At 63.2% G+C, this 19,467-nt stretch carries 13 protein-coding genes; all 13 read right to left on the bottom strand.

Going from position 1 to position 19,467, the window contains the following annotated elements; all coding sequences use genetic code 11:
• Positions 1–1,697: flagellar basal-body MS-ring/collar protein FliF (gene fliF / locus APH25_RS06290; RefSeq protein WP_060481441.1), on the bottom strand; the 1,697-nt coding region annotated here is incomplete at its 3' end.
• Positions 1,698–1,712: 15 nt separating this feature from the next.
• Positions 1,713–2,045, bottom strand: coding sequence for a flagellar hook-basal body complex protein FliE (gene fliE, locus APH25_RS06285; RefSeq protein ID WP_028633473.1), 333 nt, complete (start codon positions 2,043–2,045; stop codon positions 1,713–1,715).
• A gap of 172 nt (positions 2,046–2,217) precedes the next feature.
• Positions 2,218–3,564 (bottom strand): sigma-54 dependent transcriptional regulator, encoded by a 1,347-nt coding sequence (locus APH25_RS06280; RefSeq protein ID WP_060481440.1) that lies wholly within the window; start codon positions 3,562–3,564, stop codon positions 2,218–2,220.
• Positions 3,564–4,754 carry a PAS domain-containing sensor histidine kinase gene (locus APH25_RS06275; RefSeq protein WP_060481439.1) on the bottom strand — a complete coding sequence of 397 codons (1,191 nt, stop codon included), beginning with the start codon at positions 4,752–4,754 and terminating at the stop codon, positions 3,564–3,566. The genes APH25_RS06280 and APH25_RS06275 overlap by 1 nt, the downstream gene beginning before the upstream one ends.
• A gap of 115 nt (positions 4,755–4,869) precedes the next feature.
• A complete protein-coding gene (locus APH25_RS06270) occupies positions 4,870–10,035 on the bottom strand; it encodes a glycosyltransferase (protein ID WP_256217487.1) in 5,166 nt (1,721 codons plus the stop codon).
• A 47-nt stretch (positions 10,036–10,082) separates the two neighbouring features.
• On the bottom strand, positions 10,083–11,144 hold the full coding sequence (locus APH25_RS06265; RefSeq protein ID WP_082428219.1) for an NAD(P)-dependent oxidoreductase: 1,062 nt from the start codon (positions 11,142–11,144) through the stop codon (positions 10,083–10,085).
• An 80-nt stretch (positions 11,145–11,224) separates the two neighbouring features.
• Positions 11,225–12,403 (bottom strand): FkbM family methyltransferase, encoded by a 1,179-nt coding sequence (locus APH25_RS06260; protein ID WP_177331159.1) that lies wholly within the window; start codon positions 12,401–12,403, stop codon positions 11,225–11,227.
• Between the two features lie 229 nt (positions 12,404–12,632).
• Positions 12,633–13,547, bottom strand: coding sequence for a nucleotidyltransferase domain-containing protein (locus tag APH25_RS06255; RefSeq protein ID WP_060481437.1), 915 nt, complete (start codon positions 13,545–13,547; stop codon positions 12,633–12,635).
• Positions 13,547–14,827 (bottom strand): hypothetical protein, encoded by a 1,281-nt coding sequence (locus tag APH25_RS06250; protein ID WP_060481436.1) that lies wholly within the window; start codon positions 14,825–14,827, stop codon positions 13,547–13,549. Before APH25_RS06250 ends, APH25_RS06255 begins: the two co-directional genes overlap by 1 nt.
• Positions 14,824–15,861 (bottom strand): hypothetical protein, encoded by a 1,038-nt coding sequence (locus APH25_RS06245; protein ID WP_177331158.1) that lies wholly within the window; start codon positions 15,859–15,861, stop codon positions 14,824–14,826. Before APH25_RS06245 ends, APH25_RS06250 begins: the two co-directional genes overlap by 4 nt.
• On the bottom strand, positions 15,858–16,916 hold the full coding sequence (locus APH25_RS06240) for an FkbM family methyltransferase (RefSeq protein ID WP_060481435.1): 1,059 nt from the start codon (positions 16,914–16,916) through the stop codon (positions 15,858–15,860). Before APH25_RS06240 ends, APH25_RS06245 begins: the two co-directional genes overlap by 4 nt.
• Positions 16,906–17,664, bottom strand: a complete 759-nt coding sequence (locus APH25_RS06235) for a TylF/MycF/NovP-related O-methyltransferase (RefSeq protein ID WP_060481434.1) — start codon at positions 17,662–17,664, stop codon at positions 16,906–16,908. The genes APH25_RS06240 and APH25_RS06235 overlap by 11 nt, the downstream gene beginning before the upstream one ends.
• Positions 17,661–19,466 carry a thiamine pyrophosphate-binding protein gene (locus tag APH25_RS06230; protein ID WP_256217486.1) on the bottom strand — a complete coding sequence of 602 codons (1,806 nt, stop codon included), beginning with the start codon at positions 19,464–19,466 and terminating at the stop codon, positions 17,661–17,663. Before APH25_RS06230 ends, APH25_RS06235 begins: the two co-directional genes overlap by 4 nt.
• Position 19,467 lies beyond the last annotated feature (1 nt).

Genomic DNA, 19,467 nt, shown 5'->3' with positions numbered 1-19,467 from the left:
AGCTGTGCCTCGTAGCCCTCGGTGGGGCTTGGCAGCAGAATGCTTGTCGGGCCACCCAGGCTGACGCGGTCGCTGGCCAGTTCGCCATCGAGCCCGATCATGCCGCCCAGCTCCATGTCGCTGTCCGGGGCAGCCTGCTTGCCGCCCCCTGTGAGGTTGTTGAGCACCGGGCGCAGCACGCCGAACACCAGCACCAGGATGAACAGCACACCCAGTACCTGCTTGACGATATCCCAGAACCACGGCTGCTGGTAGAACGCAATGTCGGCAATTTCTTCACCGCGGTCCGGTGCGAACGGCACGTTGATCACCGTGACGCTGTCGCCCCGGCTGGCATCGTAGCCCACCGCATCCTGTACCAGGCGCGTGAAGCGTGCCAAGTCTTCGGCGCCCCATGGCACATGGGTGGTATTGCCATTGGCTGCATCGACCTTGACCTGGTCATCCACCACCACCGCCACCGACAGGCGCATGGTGCGCCCCTGCTGCTGGCGAGTATGGCTGATGGAGCGGTCCAGCTCGAAATTCTTGGTGCTTTGCTGACGCTTGTCCGACGGATAGGGCGCGAGCATGGGCTGGCCAGTGGCCGGGTCCATGATCTGCTGGCCATTGGCATCGACCAACGGCTGGCCAGGCTGGATCGCCCCGGCCGCCGTGGCCGCGCCACCGGTGGTCTGCGGCGCGGACGCAGCGCCCGGCGGCTGGTTGCTCAAGGCACCGGGCACACCCTGCGGGCCTTGGCTGCTGGCACGCTGCTCGTCTACCGACTGCTCGCTGCGCAGCGCGGGCTGGTCAGGGTTGAACTGCTCGGAGGTGGACTCGACCGCACTGAAATCCAGGTCGGCAGACACCTCGGCCTTGTAGCGGTCATTGCCCAGCACCGGCTGCAGAATGTTGTGCACGCGCTGGGTGAGCATGCTCTCCACACGGCGGCTGTAGTCGAACTGCTTGCCCGCCTGGGTCAGCGCGGAGTCCTGGATCTGGTCGGACAACAGGTTGCCCTTCTGGTCGACCACGGTCACCTGGGACTTGTCCAGCTCCGGCACGCTGGTGGCAACCAAGTTGACGATCGCCATCACCTGCCCAGGCTCCAGGGCACGGCCCGGGTACAGCTCAACCAGTACCGAGGCACTGGGTTTGCGTTCATCACGGACAAACACCGAGCTCTTCGGGATGGCCAGGTGCACGCGGGCGGCCTTGACGTTGTTCAGGCTCGACACGGTCCGCGCCAGCTCGCCTTCCAGGCTGCGGCGGTAGCGGGTGGCTTCCATGAACTGGCTGGTGCCCAGCCCCTGTTCCTTGTCCAGCAGTTCGAAGCCGACATTGCCGTCGCTGGGTGCCACGCCGGCCGCTGCCAGTTTCAGGCGCGCACGGGAGAGGTCGTCGGCCTTCACCAGCAGGGCGCCGGAATTGGGTTCCACGTTGTAGGGGATGTCAGCGGCCGACAGGGTATCCATGACCTGCTTGGTGTCCATGCCCGACAGGCTGCCGTACAGGGGGCGGTAATCGGGCTGCTGCGACCACAGCACCACGGCAAAGCCGATGGCCACGCTGGCGGCCAGGCCGACCATGAGGCCGATCTGACGCAGGATGGGCATCTGCGCGATGTTTTCCAGAAACGCCAGGCGCAGCATCGGCGGCTTGGACGCTGGCGGGCCACTTTTGGCGGGCGCGTTGTCGACGACTGCTTCAGCCATGGTCTACGTCCGCCCTCACACCGGCATCTGCATGATGTCCTGGTACGCCTGGACCAGCTTGTTGCGTACCTGGGTCAAGGCCTGCATCGAGACGCTGGCCTTCTGCGAAGCGATCATCACATCGGTCAGGTCAACGCCGCTCTTGCCGATTTCGAAGGCGTTGGCCAGCTGGTTCGAAGCCTGCTGGGTTTCGTTCACCTTGCCGATGGCCTGGCCGAGCATGTCGGCGAAGGTGCTTTGCCCAGGTGCCAGTTCAGGGGCGACAGCCACCTTCGGCAACGACATGGCGTCGGCCTGCATGGCGCGCATGTCCAGCATCAGACGATTGAATTCAACACCTTGGCTCATGACCTTCTCTCTCCTGCGGCCGCATTTTTTTGACAGTGATGCGGCAGATACCCTACCTAAGCAACAAAGGTGCCAGCCTTGGCTGGAGCGGTTGGCATGTTCGGAGGGGAGGTGTTCGTATTGGCGGGGCCTGCCTATGAGACCGGGCGCCGCTGCCAGCCTGCAGCCAGGTTCACTCGCCGTACAGGCTGGCTTCCACATCGAAGCCGGCATCACGCATCTGTGCAAGCTTGTAGCGCAAGGTGCGCGGGCTGATGCCCAGGCGTTCGGCGGCTTCCTTGCGCCGACCGCGCTCGGCACGCAGGGTGTCAATGATCATCTGGTACTCGTGCCGGCGAACATCGCCCTCCAGCCCGGCGCTCTCCAGTGATGGCTCAGTGCCAGCTGCCAACGGAATGGCGCCTTCCAGACAAAAATCCGCCGCCTCGATAATCCCGCCCTGCTGCAGGATCAGCGCACGCTGCAAGGCGTTGTCCAGTTCCCGCACGTTACCCGGCCAGGCCCAGGCCTGCAGACAGGCACGGGCTTGTGCAGACAGCCGTACAGGTGGGTGCTTCATCTTCTGCGCATGCCGCGCCAGCAACTTTTCGGCAAGCGGCAGGATGTCGCCCTGGCGCTCGCGCAGTGGTCGCCAGGCCAGCGGGAACACCGAAAGCCGGTAGTACAGGTCTTCCCGGAAGCGCCCCGCCGCCACTTCGCCCGCGAGGTCGCGGTTGGTGGTGGCCAGCACGCGGATATCCAACTGAATGGGCCGGCGCCCGCCCACCCGCTCCACCTCACGCTCCTGCAGCACCCGCAACAGCTTGGCCTGCAAGCCCAGGGGCATCTCCGAAATCTCGTCAAGCAGCAGGGTGCCGCCGTCGGCCTGCTCGAACTTGCCGGGCTGGGCGGCAATAGCCCCGGTGAAGGCCCCCTTCTCGTGGCCAAACAGCGTGGCTTCCAGCATGTTGTCGGGGATGGCTGCGCAGTTGATGGCCACGAACGGTTGGCTGGCACGGGTGGACTGCTGGTGAATGTAGCGCGCCAGCACTTCCTTGCCCGTGCCGGACTCACCAGAGATCAGCACCGTGGAATCGCTGCGGGCCACCCGCGCGGCCAGCTCCAGCAATTGGCGGCTGGCGGGCTCACAGGCAATCGGGCCGTCCGCGTCCTCGGCGCGCCCTGCCGCGTGCTGTTGCACCAGGCTGAGCAAGGCCTTGGGTTCGAAGGGCTTGACCAGGTAATCAACGGCGCCTTGGCGCATGGCCTCTACGGCGCGCTCCACGGCGGCATGGGCGGTCATCAGCAACACCGGCAACTGCGGTTGCTGGCGGCGTAATTGCGTCAACAATTGGTGCCCGTCCATCCCTGGCATGTTCACATCGCTGATCACCAGGTGGAACGACCGTTCGCGCACGGCCTGCAGGGCCTGCTCGGCACTGCTCACCGCCTGGTGGGCGACGCCGCCGAGGTCGAGGGTATCGGCCAGCGCCTCACGCAGCACGCGGTCATCCTCGACCAGCAACACCGTAACGGGCATCACGGGCCGTCTGCCCCATCGATCAGCGGCAGCTCGATGCGCACGCAGGTGCCACGGCCAACCTTGGAGCGCAGGCTGAGCGCGCCGTCATGGGCCTTGACCACGGCCTTCACCACCGCCAGGCCCAGGCCGGTACCCGTGGATTTGGTGGTGAGGAACGGTTCACCCAGGCGCCCTAGCAACTCGGGCGCGATGCCACTGCCGGCATCACTGACGCACAGGTGCAAGGTGCCATGGCGGCGCCACAGGTGAACCTTGAGCCTTGCCGGCGCCGGGCTGGCCTGCAATGCATTCTCGATCAGGTTGAGCAACGCGCCCACCAGGGTGTCGCGGTTACACAGCAACTCGCCCAGGCGGCTGTCGCACTGCCAGCGTACGGCATGGCCCTGAACGTGGGTCTGGGCCGCTTGCTGCAGCGCCTGGAACAGCGCCTTGGGGGTTACACGGTCCTGTAGCGGCAGCTCTCCGCGGGCAAACACCAGCATGTCGCGCACTTGCTGTTCCAGCTCGTGCAAGCGTTCTTTCAGGCTGCCGGCAAAGCGCTGGCGGGTCTGGGTGGTCAGCGCCTGCTCGGGGTCTGCCAGGTGGCTGGCATACAGCATGGCGGCCGACAATGGCGTACGGATCTGGTGCGCCAGCGAGGCCACCATGCGCCCAAGGGACGACAGGCGTTCATGACGGGCCAGTTGATCTTGCAGGCGACGGGTTTCGGTCAGGTCATTGAGCAGCACCAATTGCCCGGGCTCGGCGTCCAACGAACGGGTTGCAATGGACAAGCGGCGCCCGTCGCGCAGCGAAACCTCGTGGCCGTCGTCCTCACGCGGGGCAAAGCTGCGCGCGATCACGTGCCGCCACAGCTGGCCGAGCAACGGCTCGCCCAGCAGCTCGCAGGCAGCCGGGTTTGCCTCGCGTACCCGCCCTTGCCCGTCGATCACGATAACGCCACCGGGCAGCAGGTCCAGCAGGTTCTGCAGGCGGTTGGCCAGGCGCTCCTTTTCGTTCAACTCCTCGATGCGCTGGGCGCTGACCACGGCCAGCTCACCTTTCAGCTCGCTGACCCTGGCTTCGAGCAGGCTGTAGGACTGGCTGAGCTGGCTGGAGACCTGGTCGAACAGGGCGAACGCCTGCTCGACACCCTGCCGGCTCTCCTGCTCGGCCAGGGACGGGGATACTTGGGCGGCCTGGGGCATCGTGCTCTCTCGCATGGCTGACCGTCATAAAAACGGTGTGTTGCCAGCGATGAAGCAATAGCCGTGCCGAAACTTGGGCACCGTGCACCCAGGCGATTCCCAGCTTACCCCGCTGTTATTGAGCAGTATCCGGCAACCACGCCCTGCCCCACCTGGCCAGGTTCTCCCCTTCCAGCATCCACCCGCCCAGCACCGCACTGCGCAGTTCATCACCCGCCCTGGCCGTGGCATCCAGGTCGGCAATGTGCATGCGAATCGCATCCACCCAGGCCCGGAAACGGTTTTTCACCAGGGTCACCGGCAATTCCGGGTAGCCCTGGTAGCAGCGCACATCACTGGCGATGACCGGGAAGCCGCACGCGCCGTACTCCAGCAAACGCAGGTTGCTCTTGCAGTCGTTGAACAGGTTTTGCTCAACAGGGGCCAAGGCCAGGTCCAGGTTCATGCTGGCCAGCGTTGCCGGGTAATGCTCGATGGCAACGCTCTCATGGTACTCATGAATGTACGGCCGCAGCTTGGCCGGGCACAGGCCGAAGAATACCCACTCCACTTCGCCTGCCAGCTCCTTGATCACATCTGCGATCACTTCCAGGTCACCGGTGTGGCTCGCGCCGCCCGCCCAGCCCACACGTGGTTTGCGCGATTGCCGGCGCAAGGCACTGAGCCCGCTCCAGATCCGCGGCTCCAGGGTGTTGGGCACTACCCGTATATCGTCATGCAGCCCGGCGAAGGCCTCGGCCAGCGGCTGGGTGGACACCACAAAGCGGTCCACATAGGCCAGGCCACGGCGGATGGAGCGCAAGATGTCCTTGGGCATGTGCGACCGGTGCACGCTCTTGACCGGCAGGTTGGGCAGGTAGTCGTCCAGCTCGAACACCTTGAACGCCTGCGAAAACGCATGCATTCGGCGTATGTGCTCGATCTGCTCGTCGCCGACCTGGCGCTGCAGCACGATGCTGTCCGGGCTGAAGCGCTCCAGCTCGGCAGGCGCCAGGTGGTTCCAGGACAACACGCCCTCGGCCAGCCCCTCACGGCTGAGCGCCTCCAGCGGCTGCATGACGCGATAATGGCCACACCCATGACGGTCGGCGGCATGGGCCAGAATCAACGGCAGCGGTTTCCACGACGCCAGTGGCCGCCAGCTCAACTCGGTGGGCGCCAGGGCAAAGCCGTTGGTCGAAGACAGCGAGAAGTTGGGGTTGTAATACGGGTCGCGCGCCAATGCAGGCAGCCAGCGGGCATACAAGGCGTCCTCCTCCTTGACGCTGGGCGGCGTGGCGGCGTCTTCGCTGAGCAGCAGTTGCGCACGGGGGGTCCAGACGTTCAGGTAACCCGCGCTGTGCAGGCGCAGGCACAGGTCCACATCCACCCAGCGCTGCAACTCGGGCGACTCGTCGAAACCGCCCACCTCCAGGAACAGGCCCTTGTTCACCAACAGGCATTTGCCGCTCACGGCCACGTAGTTCTGGTCCACCTGCAGGCGTTGCAGGTAGCCGGGCGCATCCAGCGGCAAGCCGGCGAACGCCTCGGCTACCGGGCCATTGAGGCCAAGCACGTAACCGGCATGGCGGATGGTCGCGTCGCCTGCCACCAGCTTGGCCCCTACAGCGCCGACTTCCTGACGCATGCCATGGTTGAGCAATTGCTGCAGCCAGTCGTTTTCGAGCACCGCAGCGCCTTCGTCGAGCCACAGCAGGAAGTCGCCACGGGCCTGGGTGGCTGCCTGGTTGCGCATCTGCGCCGGCGACAGGCCGGCAGCAAAGCGCAGGCAGCGAATGGCATCGGTACCCAGCTGGGCAACGGCGCCCAGCCAACCGTCAACCGCAGCGCCAGCATTGGCCGGGGCCACCAGCAGCACTTCGTAATGGCGGTGGGTGGTCTTCTCCAGGATGGTTTCCATGCACCGCTGGGCCCGCTCGGTGCTGGCGCCTTGCAGCAGCACCAGGATGCTCACCGGAATGTCGCCAGGGGCGCCGTAGTTCAGGTCGTAACGCCCCGGCTGACCCGGCGCGACCTGCGCCTGGGCAAAGCCCCGGGCGTGCAGATGGCGCTGGATGACGCCGCGCTGGTCAGGGCAGTCCTGCAACGACGGGGCCTCACCGATCAGCAACGGCTCGCTGATATGCCCCAGGCCTGCAAAGCCGCCAGACTCGATCAGCCGCAGGATGTAATCCAGCTCGAAGGCCTGGCCGGCCTCCTGGCGGAAGCCGCCCATGTCCAGCCACACCTGGCGGTTGAACAGCCAGTGGCGCGACAGGCTCGCCGGCAGGCTCAGCAGCAGGTCCAGGTTCAAGTCAGGGCGCAGTGCTGCGCCCATTTCCGCGCCATCGCCGCGCAAGCCCTCGTCAGCATAAACGGCGCGGCAGCCCGGTGCCGCCAGCAGGTCCAGCGCCGCAATCAGCAAACCGCTGGCCGTGAACTCACTGCCCGCCTCCACCACCATGAACCAGTCGAACTCACCCGCCTGCACCAGCGGGTTGATCTGCTCACCCAGGCCGGCAGCGCCCAACGGCATGACAGTCAGGCCATGTTGCTGCGCCATCGTGGACGTGTCGGCCGCAGTCAGCGCCAATACCTTAACGGTGGCGTACAGGCAGCGGTCACTGGCCAGGCTCTGCAGCGTGGCGTTCAAGGCATCCAGCTGGGCGTGCGCATCGACGACGATGACCCCAATCATGGGCCCACCTTGGTGTGCTTGAAGCCGCTGCTCGATAAGCCGCCGCTGCGTGTCCCCCGGCACCCGCTGGTCCAGCCAGTCCTGCAAGGTCGATGCTGCGGGCTTGCCCGCCAGAAAATCCAGCATCTGCTGGCGGCCGCGCTGAATCTCCTCGCTGCCCGCATCGCTGTGGCGGGCGTACAACTCGCGGTACAGCGCAGGGTAGTCCTTCAGCGCTTGCTCCGAGCGCCGGGCAGGCGCGCCATCATCCAGGCGCATGCGCACCTGCACGGTCTCGTAAGGCAGGTGATGGAACGCGCTGCGGGCACACAGGCGCATGAGCAGGTCCCAGTCTTCCAGGCCTGCCAAGGTTTCGTCGAAATCCCCCACCGCCAACGCCAGCGCCCGTGGGCAGGCAAAGGTATTGATGGGGATGTAGTTGTTGATCAGCAAACGCTCACGGGAATACTGCCCATGGGGGTAGCGCTGCTCGCGGGACACCTCGTTGCGTTGCCCTGCCGTGATCACTTCCTGGATAAACACCGCGTCGGTGTACACCACGCTGTCGGGGTGCGCCTCCAGCCCCTGCGCCAACCGCTGCAGGTGGTCGGGCAGGTACAGGTCGTCATCGTCCAGGTACACCACGTACCTGCCACTGGCCAGCTGCAGCGCAGCGTTGCGCGCAGCAGCTGGGCCACGGTTACGGCCCTGGCGCAGGTAGGTGATGGGGAAGTCGTAATCGGCCAGCAGCGACTCCACCGGGTCGCCGTTGTCATTGACCAGAATGACCTCGAAGTCTTTGAAAACCTGGCCGGCGATGCTGTTCAGCGCATCACGCAGCATGTGCGGGCGGTTGTAGGTGGTGAGGATGATGGAGAACTGGCTTCTTTCAGCATCCTGGGCCAGCGCCTCCAGGCGCTCGCACAGCTGCCGCACCCGGGCACCGAGGCCAGTGGAATGCTCTAGCGGGTACAGCGACAGCCGCCGCTTGAGGTGCGCCGCGATCTCACGCTCGTAGCCGTTGAGCAGCCCCTGCTTACCACGCTCGAACACGCCTTCGACGATGCAGGTATGCCCCTCAAGCGGCGCCGACGAAACATAAAACTCGTGAGAGTGCTGCGCGCCATGCACCCGGTAGCTGACCCCGGGCACGGTGGTAAAGACGAAGTCAGGGTAAAGCTCTGCAAGCTGCACCATGAGTTGCCAGTCACCGGCGCCGCGAATCCGGACATCACGCCGCCAGGCTGTGAAAAAAGCGTCTCGGCGGATGATGGCGGCAGAGGGTGTGATGTAGCTGTCGTAGATGAGCAGGTCTGCCAGTTCATGGCGGCCGCCGACGTAATCTGCGCTGCGGTGGCCAGGGTGGGCTGGGCCAGGGATCGGCTCCCCGTGCTCGCTGACCCAACGGATTGGGCTGTAGCCAAGGGCGAATGACGGGTTGCGCTGAAGTGCGGGAAGCAGGCGCTGAAGGTGGCCAGGGTTCATGAAGTCATCGGCCATGAACAACACAAGGTACGTGCCTTTGGCAGCCCAGAAGCCATTCTGGGAGCTGTTGCCCGCGCCGATATTGCGCCGGTTACGCATGTACCGCACGCGCGGATCCGACGAAAACGCCGCCATGACCTGCTGGGTGTCGTCAGTCGAGGCATTGTCCACCACAAGGACTTCGATGTCCTCCACGCCCTGGCCCAGCACGGACCTGACGGCCTGGCCCAGGTACCGCCCGTAGTTGTAGGCCGGGATAACCACACTGACCAACGGCGCTGCACCCCGCACTTGAGCAGCATCCAACGCAATCGCCGAGGTCAGTGCATTGATCCAGAAATCGACCGTGTAGGGGTAGATACGCTCATCAGGTCGGGCACTGCCAAGCATCAGAAATGACTGCAGGCGGTTTGACAGGGCTTGGTAGTCTGGCCAAGGCATGCCGTCGACAAAAGCCCATAGCGCCGCACTGTCGGCAAAGGCACCCGCGTCGATATAGCAGTCAGCAGGGAACCACGCTGGAACGGGGGCATGGCCGCGATGTATCGGCACCGCCCCAGCCAGCAGGCAGCCCTGCCATTGAGGTGGCAGCCACTCAGGCAACTCTGGGTCCTGATCACACACGGCAAAGTGCGCGTTCGGTAAATCGATACCGTCCCGCCCAAACACTTGGGCCTTGCCCGCAAACGGGGTAGGCGGCACCCACTCAGCCAACGGAAGTTCAAGGGCCTGATTCAGCCGCACCAGGCGCTGCCCGGTAAACGCCCGGGCGGCAGGCAGGAACACGCGATCAAACCGCTCGAGCCACTGCGTACCGTCGTCATCGCCTTGCAGCCGCAGCAGGTAAGCCCGAGTGCCAGCGGGTAACGTCAAGCCAGGGTTGTCGGCGCGGATCTGCTCCACGAGCAATACTGCGTCGTATTGGGCCACCGTAGCCGCGTCCTTCACTTGCTCGAACGACAGGCCATTGGCATCGCCGTACGCCAGCAAGGGATCAAATGGCAGCAAAGCCCGCAGTGCCTGCCATTGCTCATCGCTCAAACAGAATGCATTGCACGCCTGCTCAGGCTGTACGCCGGCAATGCCCACCCGCCACGGTGCGCCTTGGCAGCTACCGCCTGCAATTGAGGCCCAATTCATCACGTATCCCCTTCTGACGGCCTCGCCTACACGCAGCCTCGTTGAAATTAATGTCGCTGACCTTGGTTTTTTGCCCAGGCCGCCATGCTGTCGATCGACTGGTCCAGCGCGGTCCAGACATCCAGCCCCACCGCCCGGGCCTTTTCGATGCCTGGTACGTAAAAAGAAGGGGCACTACCTTCGGCACGCCCCATGACCCTCACCGCTTTGCCTGGGGCCACCCGCGCGACCACACGGCGCGCCAAGTCAGCGATGCTGATCGCCTGGTCGGAGCCTACGTTATAGGCTTCCCCGGCCTGACCTCGCACCAGCAACGTCAGCAACCAGGCCGATAGATCGGCGCCATGAAGGTAGCTACGGACCGCCGTGCCGCAGGAGCGAATGACGATCGCATCCTCGAACAGCGCATCGCGGACGAAATTACCAATGGCGAAGTGGCCGTTTAGTGGCAGACCTGGCCCGGAGAACGCAAAACAGCGCGCCATGATTACGTCAACTCCATAAGTCGCTGCATAAATCGCGCCCAACGTTTCCTGCGCCCGCTTGCCTTCGGCATAGGCACTGGTCGCGCTGTTACTGATGCAGGCCGCCGTAAAGCTTTCCCGCACCCCAGCGTGCACTTCGGCCCCGACGTTCAAGGGCCCATACTGTGCTCCAGACCCGACCAACAACACGCGCGCCCCCTGCTGCACGGCCAGGTCCAGTACCCGGCGTGCCCCTGTGATAATGGTGTCGAACAGCTGCAGCGGGTTTTCATGGGCGGTCGCCGAAGTATCGGTGGCCGCATGAACAACGAGGTTTATACGCGCACCCTGATAGTCAAACGTGTCACGCACATCCCCGCTGACCCAGCGCAGCCACCCACAATCACGGTACCGGGGCTGAGCATTCAGAAACCGCGTCGGGTTGCGTGCCAGCACCGTCACGTTTACCCGTGTGCCCTGCTGGTTCAGTTGGTCGAACAACGCCAGTAACCATGCTCCGAAAAAACCGGTTCCGCCGGTGAGCAGAACATGCTGCCCGTGCAGCGCACCCTGCAGGCCAAGGTTGGAGGGGATGGCCTGCAAAGCACTGCTGATGATCGGCGACTGCAATGAAAGACTGGACATGGGCTCAGCGACTCACACGGAAGGAAGCGAAATTGAAGCAGCGCCACGCCGCGGGGTGCGCGCTGGCGCCGCGCCAGGGCTCAGTAAAAATACAGCGTGATGTCCTCAAGAATGTCTGCGTACAGGCGGATACCCACCTTGTAGTCCCCGCGAATGGCCTGCACCTCATCCATCAGTTGCCAATAGTCATCGGAGCGGTGATAGGCGCACACGGCGAGCACGGGTTTGTCACGCTGAATGATGGCACGCGCGCCCCGCAGGGCCGGCGCTTCCATCCCCTCGATATCGAGCTTGAACAAACCCACCTCACCCGGTACCACGCCATCCAACGGCACGCCCTGGATAAATGACGTGATGCTGGCCGGTACAGCGCTGCTCATTTCACCGGCGATGTCATAGGAAAGCGCGGGCTGGTAGAGAGCCCGGCTGGGCACCTCATCCAGCCCCATGTTGAATAGCCAAACGTTCGGCCGGTCTGCAACGTCCCTCAGGGCTTCGTAGTAGGCGGGCAATTCAGGCTCGAACAACCAGGCCTGCTGAACGGGGCCGAAGTGTTCTTCCAACCGATGCAGGGTATCGCCCGCCGCCGCGCCCGCGTCGACGAAGCGGGCTGCGTGCTCGGGTTGTACGAAGGCGCGGTCGAAGTACTCGTCATGCCAGGGCGATTTGACCGGTTCGGCGCACTGGATGGACAGCCCGACCCGCATGCCGATCAACCCGTCGAACACCTTGCGCGACGGTTCGTCATCAAGCCGCAGGAAGGCAGAGATGAAGCGCCAGGGGTCGCGCAGAGGCGCCTCTACGAACGCTGAAAATAGCTCACACCCCAGACCTGGGCCGGCACCGTCCAGCGCGTAGAGGCACTCATGCAGGTTGACCACTCGAATGCCAGGTACATCACGCAGTTGGCTGGCGATGGCATTGCCATGCCGGCCACTGGCGACCACCACCACGGCGTTCTCCAGTGGCAATGCCGACGGGTGATCGATAGGCACCCCCTCGAGTTCAGCCCCAGTCCTGGCCCTGTCATTGTCAAGAAAGCCCCTGACCTGCAACCCCAGTGCGCGTGCGTGGCGCACAACCCGCAAGCCAATTTTGAACGCCCCGAATATGTAGAAACCTTCCGCCAGCCACCCGCGCACCTTGTGCTTGTGGGCAGCCAGCTGCGCCAGGCCGGCAGCTGTCTCCAGCATGCGCTCGATGTTGGGGTATTGATCGAGCCGCGCAAGTACCTCCAGCTTCGCCGGGTGCCTGACCACGATGTGGTCTACTACCTCACGTAGCAGGGCCTCCGATAGGCAAACCGGTACGCGCCTGCCAGATGCAAGAGCAAATGAATGAACAACACCTGTACGCATTTCTGAAACACTGCTATCTACGGAGGACACGCTGACATTCATCCCATTACCTGCCTGAGCATTGGGCGACGGAAGCTGCCACCCCTGACGTACAATTTCTGCGATCACCTGAAGGCCAAGGCCTGCAGGCTCAACCAATGACCACCTCGAACAGCACTTCGCTGCGGTGTGGGTACAACGCAAGCAAACGTGGTTTTATCCTGGCCAACCGGCCAGCAATCCAGCGGTTCAGCACATCATCCGGATCGATCAGCAGCTTTTCCTTCGCAGTGTTTGCCTGCGCGTTGACCGTCAAGAAGCGCCGCGCCGTTTCCAACACCTGTGCGTCGTCCAGATGCTCCAGCATCACGGAAATATCAGGCGCAGGGATATCCCGGTGATCGAGGGCATACTCGATCGCCAGCAGGTCATTGATGCTTTGCAGGTAAGTGCGGAGCCTGACATTGCCGGGTTTTACAAGGTAGTGCTGGAGCCGGCCGTAGGTGGTGACGTAGCGGCGCTTACAAAACTCATACACCCGCAGGCAGCGCTTGAGCGTCGAGAAATCACGGCGCAGGGTGCCTTGGCGATCAGTCAGCACACCGTTGCCGTAGTAGAACAGATCGGAAAAAATCGACGCCGCCTTGGGCGAGTTGTCACCAGGCAGCACCGCTATATCGAAGGCCCGATCATGAACGGTGAGTGTGTTCAGGTGCTGGGGGTACGCCTGAATGAGCATGGCCTCAGGCATTTCCATGAACGCTGGCGAGAACAGGGCATTGTCGGCGAGCAGCATGTTCACCTCGCCGGGAATGTGCGCTGCCCCCAGCAACGGGGTTTTGTTATTGATGATGTCGTACTGGGCAGCGGTGAGTGCTGCCCGGGGTTGGTAAACAGCCAGCAGGTCGTAGTCCGAAGACGCATTGCCCATCCCCAATGGGATGGAGCCCATCAATGAGTAGTACAGAATGCGCACCGGGCACTCACGCTCCATACGGCTGATCGCCGCCTGCACCTGAGGTTGCAGGCCAGGCTGTGCACACTCACCGATCAATTGCACACGCATTATTCAGCCACCCATTCATCCAGGACGTAGTCACTGTGGTCCAGCGCAAGCTCCGCGTGCGTGAAACGCGCGGCCACCCGGTACAAGGCCCGAACGCAACGATCAAACTCGGTTTCCTGGTACGCGTAGCTGATCGAACAGCCCAACAGGGCAAACGCTTGTGCCAAGGGTTCATGGCACGCGCTGTGGACACGCAGACACACGCCTTTGAGGCTGACCTTGCCGGTGGTGTTGAAATGCTTCAGAACCAGCGCACGGCAAGCCCTGAGCAGTACTTCCCAGTAAGCGTTTTGTGCCTGGTAGGGCGCTCTCAAAAAATAGGAGTGAAGGACCGGATACGGCAACTCGGTAACCCCCGATTCCCCCATGCAAGTGATCAATGCCTGCAACGCAGGGCGATTGAGGTAGGTTTCATAGTCCTCGGCCGACAGCGTCAACGGAACGAGCGAGCGTTTGCGGTGGATCAAGAAGGCCGCGCGGTGTTTGCCGCTGTCCATATTGAAATGTGCTTCGTCCGCGTTCCAGTCAGCACGCACCGCATGGCGCACGAAGAATAGCGGGTCGATGGACTCGGTCTGGCGCATGCGCTCATAAACTTGCCTGCGGCTGCTGAGCACGTTGCCAACCCACGCGGCAGTTTGCGCGATGCCGAACTGCTCGGCGGCTGGGCGGCAGTACAGGTCGATGTAATGATCCGGGGTCGCACCTGCCTCGCCGTCGAACCATTTGAACAGTTCCAGATAAGGAAACAGGGTAAATGCCGGGCTGTCCTTGAACAGCCCATTGCCGTCACGTCGGGCACAAACCAGCCATGCAGGCACCCACGCCAACACCTCTGGGCCTTTTCCGTCGATCAGCGCTTCATCTTTGTACTCCGGATAAAACAGCCCCGTCATCCCAGGCACTGCCACCGGTATTGCCAGTTTCTCGTCCAGCACCGCGGCGTGCACCTTCGCCATGTGCTCGCGGTCAAGCGCGCTGCGCCATGACATGTTGGAACCGTTCACCGGGCAAAAGATGACCCGCTCGAAACCTTGCGCGGCCAGGTGCTGGGCAATGCTTTCGTGCTCGAAAATGTTATTGACGCACACCACCACAAGCGCAGCTTTGTCAGCCGTATCGACCGGCATGACAGGCAAACCCTCGTGGGTGCTTATCTCGTCGGCGCGCCTGTCGATGAAGCCAATTAAATTGCAGCGCGCCCTCAAGTAGCGCGAAACCATGGTTCCGCGGTGCGCGGCGCCGTACAGAATCACCGGCGTTTCGGCAGTCCACATCATGCTGGGCGCACTCCTTCGAGCAGGTGCAGGAATTCAGCGTCTGGAGCCTGCTCGCAAACCGGGAACGACATGAACGCTGGATGCTGGACGACCATGGGGAGTGATGCGAGGCCACTGCAGTGATCCATCAGTGCCTGCGCCTCAGGCGCCCTGAAATAGGCCTCCCACTCCGCCCGCTTCATCTTCAGCGGAATACCCTTGAACCCCTGACGCTCCAGGTACAAGGCACGGTGCGAGCCATCGAGGAGATTGAAACGATGCAAGGCGCTGTCAAACACCGCCACCGGCGCGGCCTCGCGGTAGTACTCACCCATGTCGAAAAAGGTTTTGGCGTGATAGAAATCCAATTGATCTTTGGTGAACAATGCTTCGCACGGCAACATCGCCTTCACCACAGGGTCGCCTATAGGCACGTTGGTTGCCGTGTCGATCAGCGCCTGCTCCTGACCCTGCCACTTGAAATAGTCGGCGTAATCGTGATCCAGCCCCGCATAGGAACGCCGTACGGTGTACACATCCTCCTTGTGCACGACTGCTGTGACATAACCTGACGAAGCGCTCGACACGTAGTCGTGCGCAACCAATGTGTTGAGATCGTCATAGCTGCAGTACGCTACCGTCGGGTCACCGGCGTAATAGGCGTTCCAGGCCCGCGTCATGTCCGCCGCCCGCTGGCCACGAAGGTAGGCAGGCAAATGCAGTATGTGGGTGTACCCCACACTGCGCAGACCGCGGGCAATGCTGGGGTGTGCCAGGCCGTTGCCGATCGCCACGAACACCTGCGTGTTGCCATGCTGCTGGATGCACGCTTGCGCACTCATCACCTGCACAGGGGCACCGACCACACCTTGCGGGTCGCGATCAATGACTGCGCAGACATTGACGCCGCGCTTTAGCAGGCGTCGACACAGGCCAATACCAATCTGACCACCGCCATAAACGACCACTGACACGCCTGTCGAAGGTTCAGGCATCGATCCCATACTCCCTTTTCTTTCCAACCGGCAATGAGCCTGGGAGGTATACGCCGTCATGATTCACCCGCAACGGCGTACAGCACCGTGTCGAAGGTGCTGGGTGAGTGGCAGCGCAGGTAGAAACGGTAACCTAGCTCAAAGCCCTGCAACTGCTCGGCGATTTCCCAGAGGTGTTCGGCACGGTGGTAGATGCTGATGGCCAGATGTGGCTTGTGCGTGCGCAGCAGGCATTGCGCGCCGCGCAGGGCGGCCGGCTCTTCGCCCTCGATGTCCATCTTGATGAAATTGGGTGCGAACCCGGGCAACGCATCATCCAGGCGCACGCAACACACAGGGTTGCCGCCGGCCTCCACCAAGTGGCCACCCGCCCCCAGGCTGGGGTCGTAGCCGCTCAGGCGATTGCTGTCGGAGACTCCGCACGGGAAGTGCACGGCGCCCGGCACTTGCCCAAGCCGCGCCACCAGCCGGCGGTAGTTGTCCAGATCGGGCTCGAACGTCGCCACGCTGGCGAACTGCAACCCAGCCTCCAGCAACGCTTCAACGGTATCGCCGACGTAAGCGCCGCAATCGATGAAGCGCAAAGGCTCCGGCAAGCGTGGCAGGTCCGAGGGGAAATACTGCTGCGCCGTGGCAGGCGGCAGGCAGCGCGGATCACCCAATGTACGGTATTGCACGATCGCATCCAGCAACTGCTTGCTGGCTTCATCGACCAGTGCAGCGCGCAATGCTTCGATACGTGGCACATGCTGCACATAAAATGCGGGGTCGACCAGCCAGTAGCGAAACGGTTGCGCGTGGGGGTAAAGGCCAACGAACTCGACCAGGCTGACGATGCGGCCCACCCCCAGTGCCTGCAGGTCGTCGACGATCTCCCGGGTGTCCACATGGGGGTTGAACACCCCGATGATCACGCAGGCCTTGCGCGCCTCCTGGTCTGCAGCCCAGCGCTGTGCTGTGAACACCGGCAGGCCGTCGACCTCGCCAAGGGTGCCATCACGGTCCAGGAACGCGTCGACACGCTGCCCCTGCGCCGCCAGGTACTCTCTGACGCGGCGGCCGGCGAGCCTGGCGCCATAGATGATCAACTGGTCAAAGCCAAACTCATTCGCCATGATCGGCTACCTTGATCAGAATGGCGTGGCCATTGAGGTTGTGCACAAACCGGTAACCCGTAGCTTCTGCCATGAACGCATTGACCATGCGCGTGACGCCCTCACAGCCATGAAAGCCATAGTCGTCGAATACCACCACTGCCCCACGCACAAGCCTGGGCGCTGCCCAGCGCAGCACATCCCGGGCGGACTCAAATACATCCACGTCAATGTGCAACAGTGCCAACCTGCCACCCACCTGCGACGCATTGTGTTCAGGGAACATGCCCACCAATACGCGTACGTCGTCCTCCACCTGGCAGCGCCTGGCCAACGCCAGCACGCGTTGAACGTCTGTATCTGCGTGTTCACCGCCGGTGTACCGCGTGTCGTGCTGCCCCGCCTTGACCACGCCACTGAAGGTATCTGCCAGGAACACGCCGCGCCCCGCGCGTTGGCTGGCCATGGCCAGCAGGCACCCTGAGCCACCACGCCACACGCCGACTTCCAGAAAGTCGCCGTCGACGTGATCCAGTTGGCGTGCCAGGGTCCACAGTTCATACAAGCGCATGATGTCGATCAACGTATGCCCGCGCACTGCCTCATGAGCCTTCAAGAAAGCAGTGTCATTGACCCAAGGCGCATGGCTGGCCATCGGCAGCACGCGGGCATGACGTACTTCAGGCGCCTTGTCATGGGCCCAGTCGCGTTGGCTGCGCAGGTAGCCGTAGCACAGGCCAGTCAGGCGGCGTTTGAGCCATGCACTCATGCCTGTGGGCCCAGCGACACCGCCATTTGCAGCATCAGCTCCTCGCGGCTGAGAAACGGGTACAGGTCTTCCAGTGCGCCGGTGACCGGTTTGCCGTTCTCATCCATACGGGTCATGACGCGTGGGATCCGCGGCTCTTCCACCTGCACCATCACTTCACAGATCACCGGCCCTTCACGGTCCAGCACTGCTTGCAGGTTGGCCTGCAGGTCCTTGTGCGACTCGATGCGTGCGTAGCCCACGCCATACGCGCTGGCCAGCGGTGCCAGTTCAGGCAATCGCAGGCCGCTGCTGACATCGGCACCGACCAGCAGCTGGAAGTGTGCGGTTTGCGAGGTGCGGATTGATGCATAGCCCTGATTGTTGATGACGAAGCATTTTACCGGCAGGTTCTGCGCTGCCAGGGTTGCCAGCTCCTGGATGTTCAACTGCAGGCCGCCATCCCCTTCGACACAGATGGTGGGCTTGCGGCCTGCTGCCAGGCACGCACCAATCGCCGACGGAATACCGAACCCCATCGAGCCCGTACCCCGGTTATGGAAGCACCGCTGGCCCTTCTTGAGGCGCAGGTTTAGCAGGAACAGCTCGGACGCAAAGCCGGAACTGCCAGGTGCGATCACATCTCCTTCACTGAGTAGCGAGGACAACTGGTCAGTGAAGTAGTACATGCTCACACCCAGGCTGTCGTCAGCATGCTCGCGTTGCAGCAGTGGGTATTGTTGACGCCACTCGGCTATGCGCTCCAACCAGGGCGCATACGACGGCAAGGGGGCCTGGCAAACATGGGCGGCCAGTGCCTCGATGAAGGGCTTCACATCGCAAACGACGGGCACCTCCACTGGCATCTGCAATTTGGCAATCTCAGCCGGATCGATATCCACCACTACCTTTTTCGCATAAGGCGCGAAGTGGCCGTGATTGTATGCAGTCAGGGCCATGTCCAACCGCGAGCCCAGCACGATCAGCACGTCGCAGTTCTGCAAGGCGAAGTTGGCCCAGCGCGGAGCGATGGAGCCTGGCCGGCCGGCGTACAACGGGTGTTCGTCTTCGATGATGTCCATAGCAAGCCAGGTCGGCATCACCGGCACCTGTGCGGCTTCGATCAGCTGGTTGAAGGCGGCAACCGCACCCGCCATGCGGATACCACTGCCGGCGATGATACCGGGGCGCTTGGCCTGGCGTAGCAGGCTTACGGTTTGCTCGACTGCCGCACCAAGGTCCGCTGGCGCGGCAACCTCTGGCAAGGTTGCCCGGCGCAGCGTCGCAGGGTCGATGCGGGCCGCCTGCACGTCCAAGGGTACATCCAGCCATACCGGACCCCGCCGACCGCTGAGGGCGGCCTGTTCGAGCCGGTCGAACACCTCGCCGATTGCCTCGGGGTCGGTCAGGGTGACCGCGGCCTTGGTGATGGGGGCGACGATCGACACGATATCGGCTTCCTGCACACCGAGCATGCGCAGGCCGGTATCAGCTTTCAGGTCGGCACTCTTGACCTGGCCCGACACGAAGAACACCGGGGTTGAATCCAGCCAGGCGCCCAGCACTGCCGTAACCGTATTGGTTGCACCTGGCCCGCAGGTGGTCATGCAGGCAGCCGGGCCACCTGTGAGCTTAGCTGCAGCTTCGGCAGCGATGGCGGCAGCCTGTTCGTGCAGGCACAGCACCGGCTCAAGTTCAGGGTGGCGCCCCAGGGCATCATTGAGGTGCATAGCCCCGCCACCCGGCAGAAAGTAGACCTGCCCCACGCCCAGCCGCGCCAGGCGCTCCATGATGTAGTCCGCTACACGCATCGTCTGTGTCACT

Origin of the sequence: Pseudomonas sp. NBRC 111119, assembly GCF_001320125.1 — a bacterium.
Taxonomy (GTDB): Bacteria; Pseudomonadota; Gammaproteobacteria; order Pseudomonadales; family Pseudomonadaceae; genus Aquipseudomonas; species Aquipseudomonas parafulva.
This window is presented reverse-complemented; position numbering and strand designations above follow the sequence as displayed.

What these genes read in the sequence shown, in the direction of transcription:
- APH25_RS06250 (WP_060481436.1), bottom strand. Translation starts at nt 14,827, where the DNA reads ATGATGTGGACTGCCGAAACGCCGGTGATTCTGTACGGCGCCGCGCAC.
- fliE (WP_028633473.1), bottom strand. Translation starts at nt 2,045, where the DNA reads ATGAGCCAAGGTGTTGAATTCAATCGTCTGATGCTGGACATGCGCGCC.
- APH25_RS06245 (WP_177331158.1), bottom strand. Translation starts at nt 15,861, where the DNA reads ATGACGGCGTATACCTCCCAGGCTCATTGCCGGTTGGAAAGAAAAGGG.
- APH25_RS06235 (WP_060481434.1), bottom strand. Translation starts at nt 17,664, where the DNA reads ATGAGTGCATGGCTCAAACGCCGCCTGACTGGCCTGTGCTACGGCTAC.
- APH25_RS06240 (WP_060481435.1), bottom strand. Translation starts at nt 16,916, where the DNA reads ATGGCGAATGAGTTTGGCTTTGACCAGTTGATCATCTATGGCGCCAGG.
- APH25_RS06280 (WP_060481440.1), bottom strand. Translation starts at nt 3,564, where the DNA reads ATGCCCGTTACGGTGTTGCTGGTCGAGGATGACCGCGTGCTGCGTGAG.
- APH25_RS06265 (WP_082428219.1), bottom strand. Translation starts at nt 11,144, where the DNA reads ATGTCCAGTCTTTCATTGCAGTCGCCGATCATCAGCAGTGCTTTGCAG.
- APH25_RS06270 (WP_256217487.1), bottom strand. Translation starts at nt 10,035, where the DNA reads ATGAATTGGGCCTCAATTGCAGGCGGTAGCTGCCAAGGCGCACCGTGG.
- APH25_RS06255 (WP_060481437.1), bottom strand. Translation starts at nt 13,547, where the DNA reads ATGCGTGTGCAATTGATCGGTGAGTGTGCACAGCCTGGCCTGCAACCT.
- APH25_RS06275 (WP_060481439.1), bottom strand. Translation starts at nt 4,754, where the DNA reads ATGCCCCAGGCCGCCCAAGTATCCCCGTCCCTGGCCGAGCAGGAGAGC.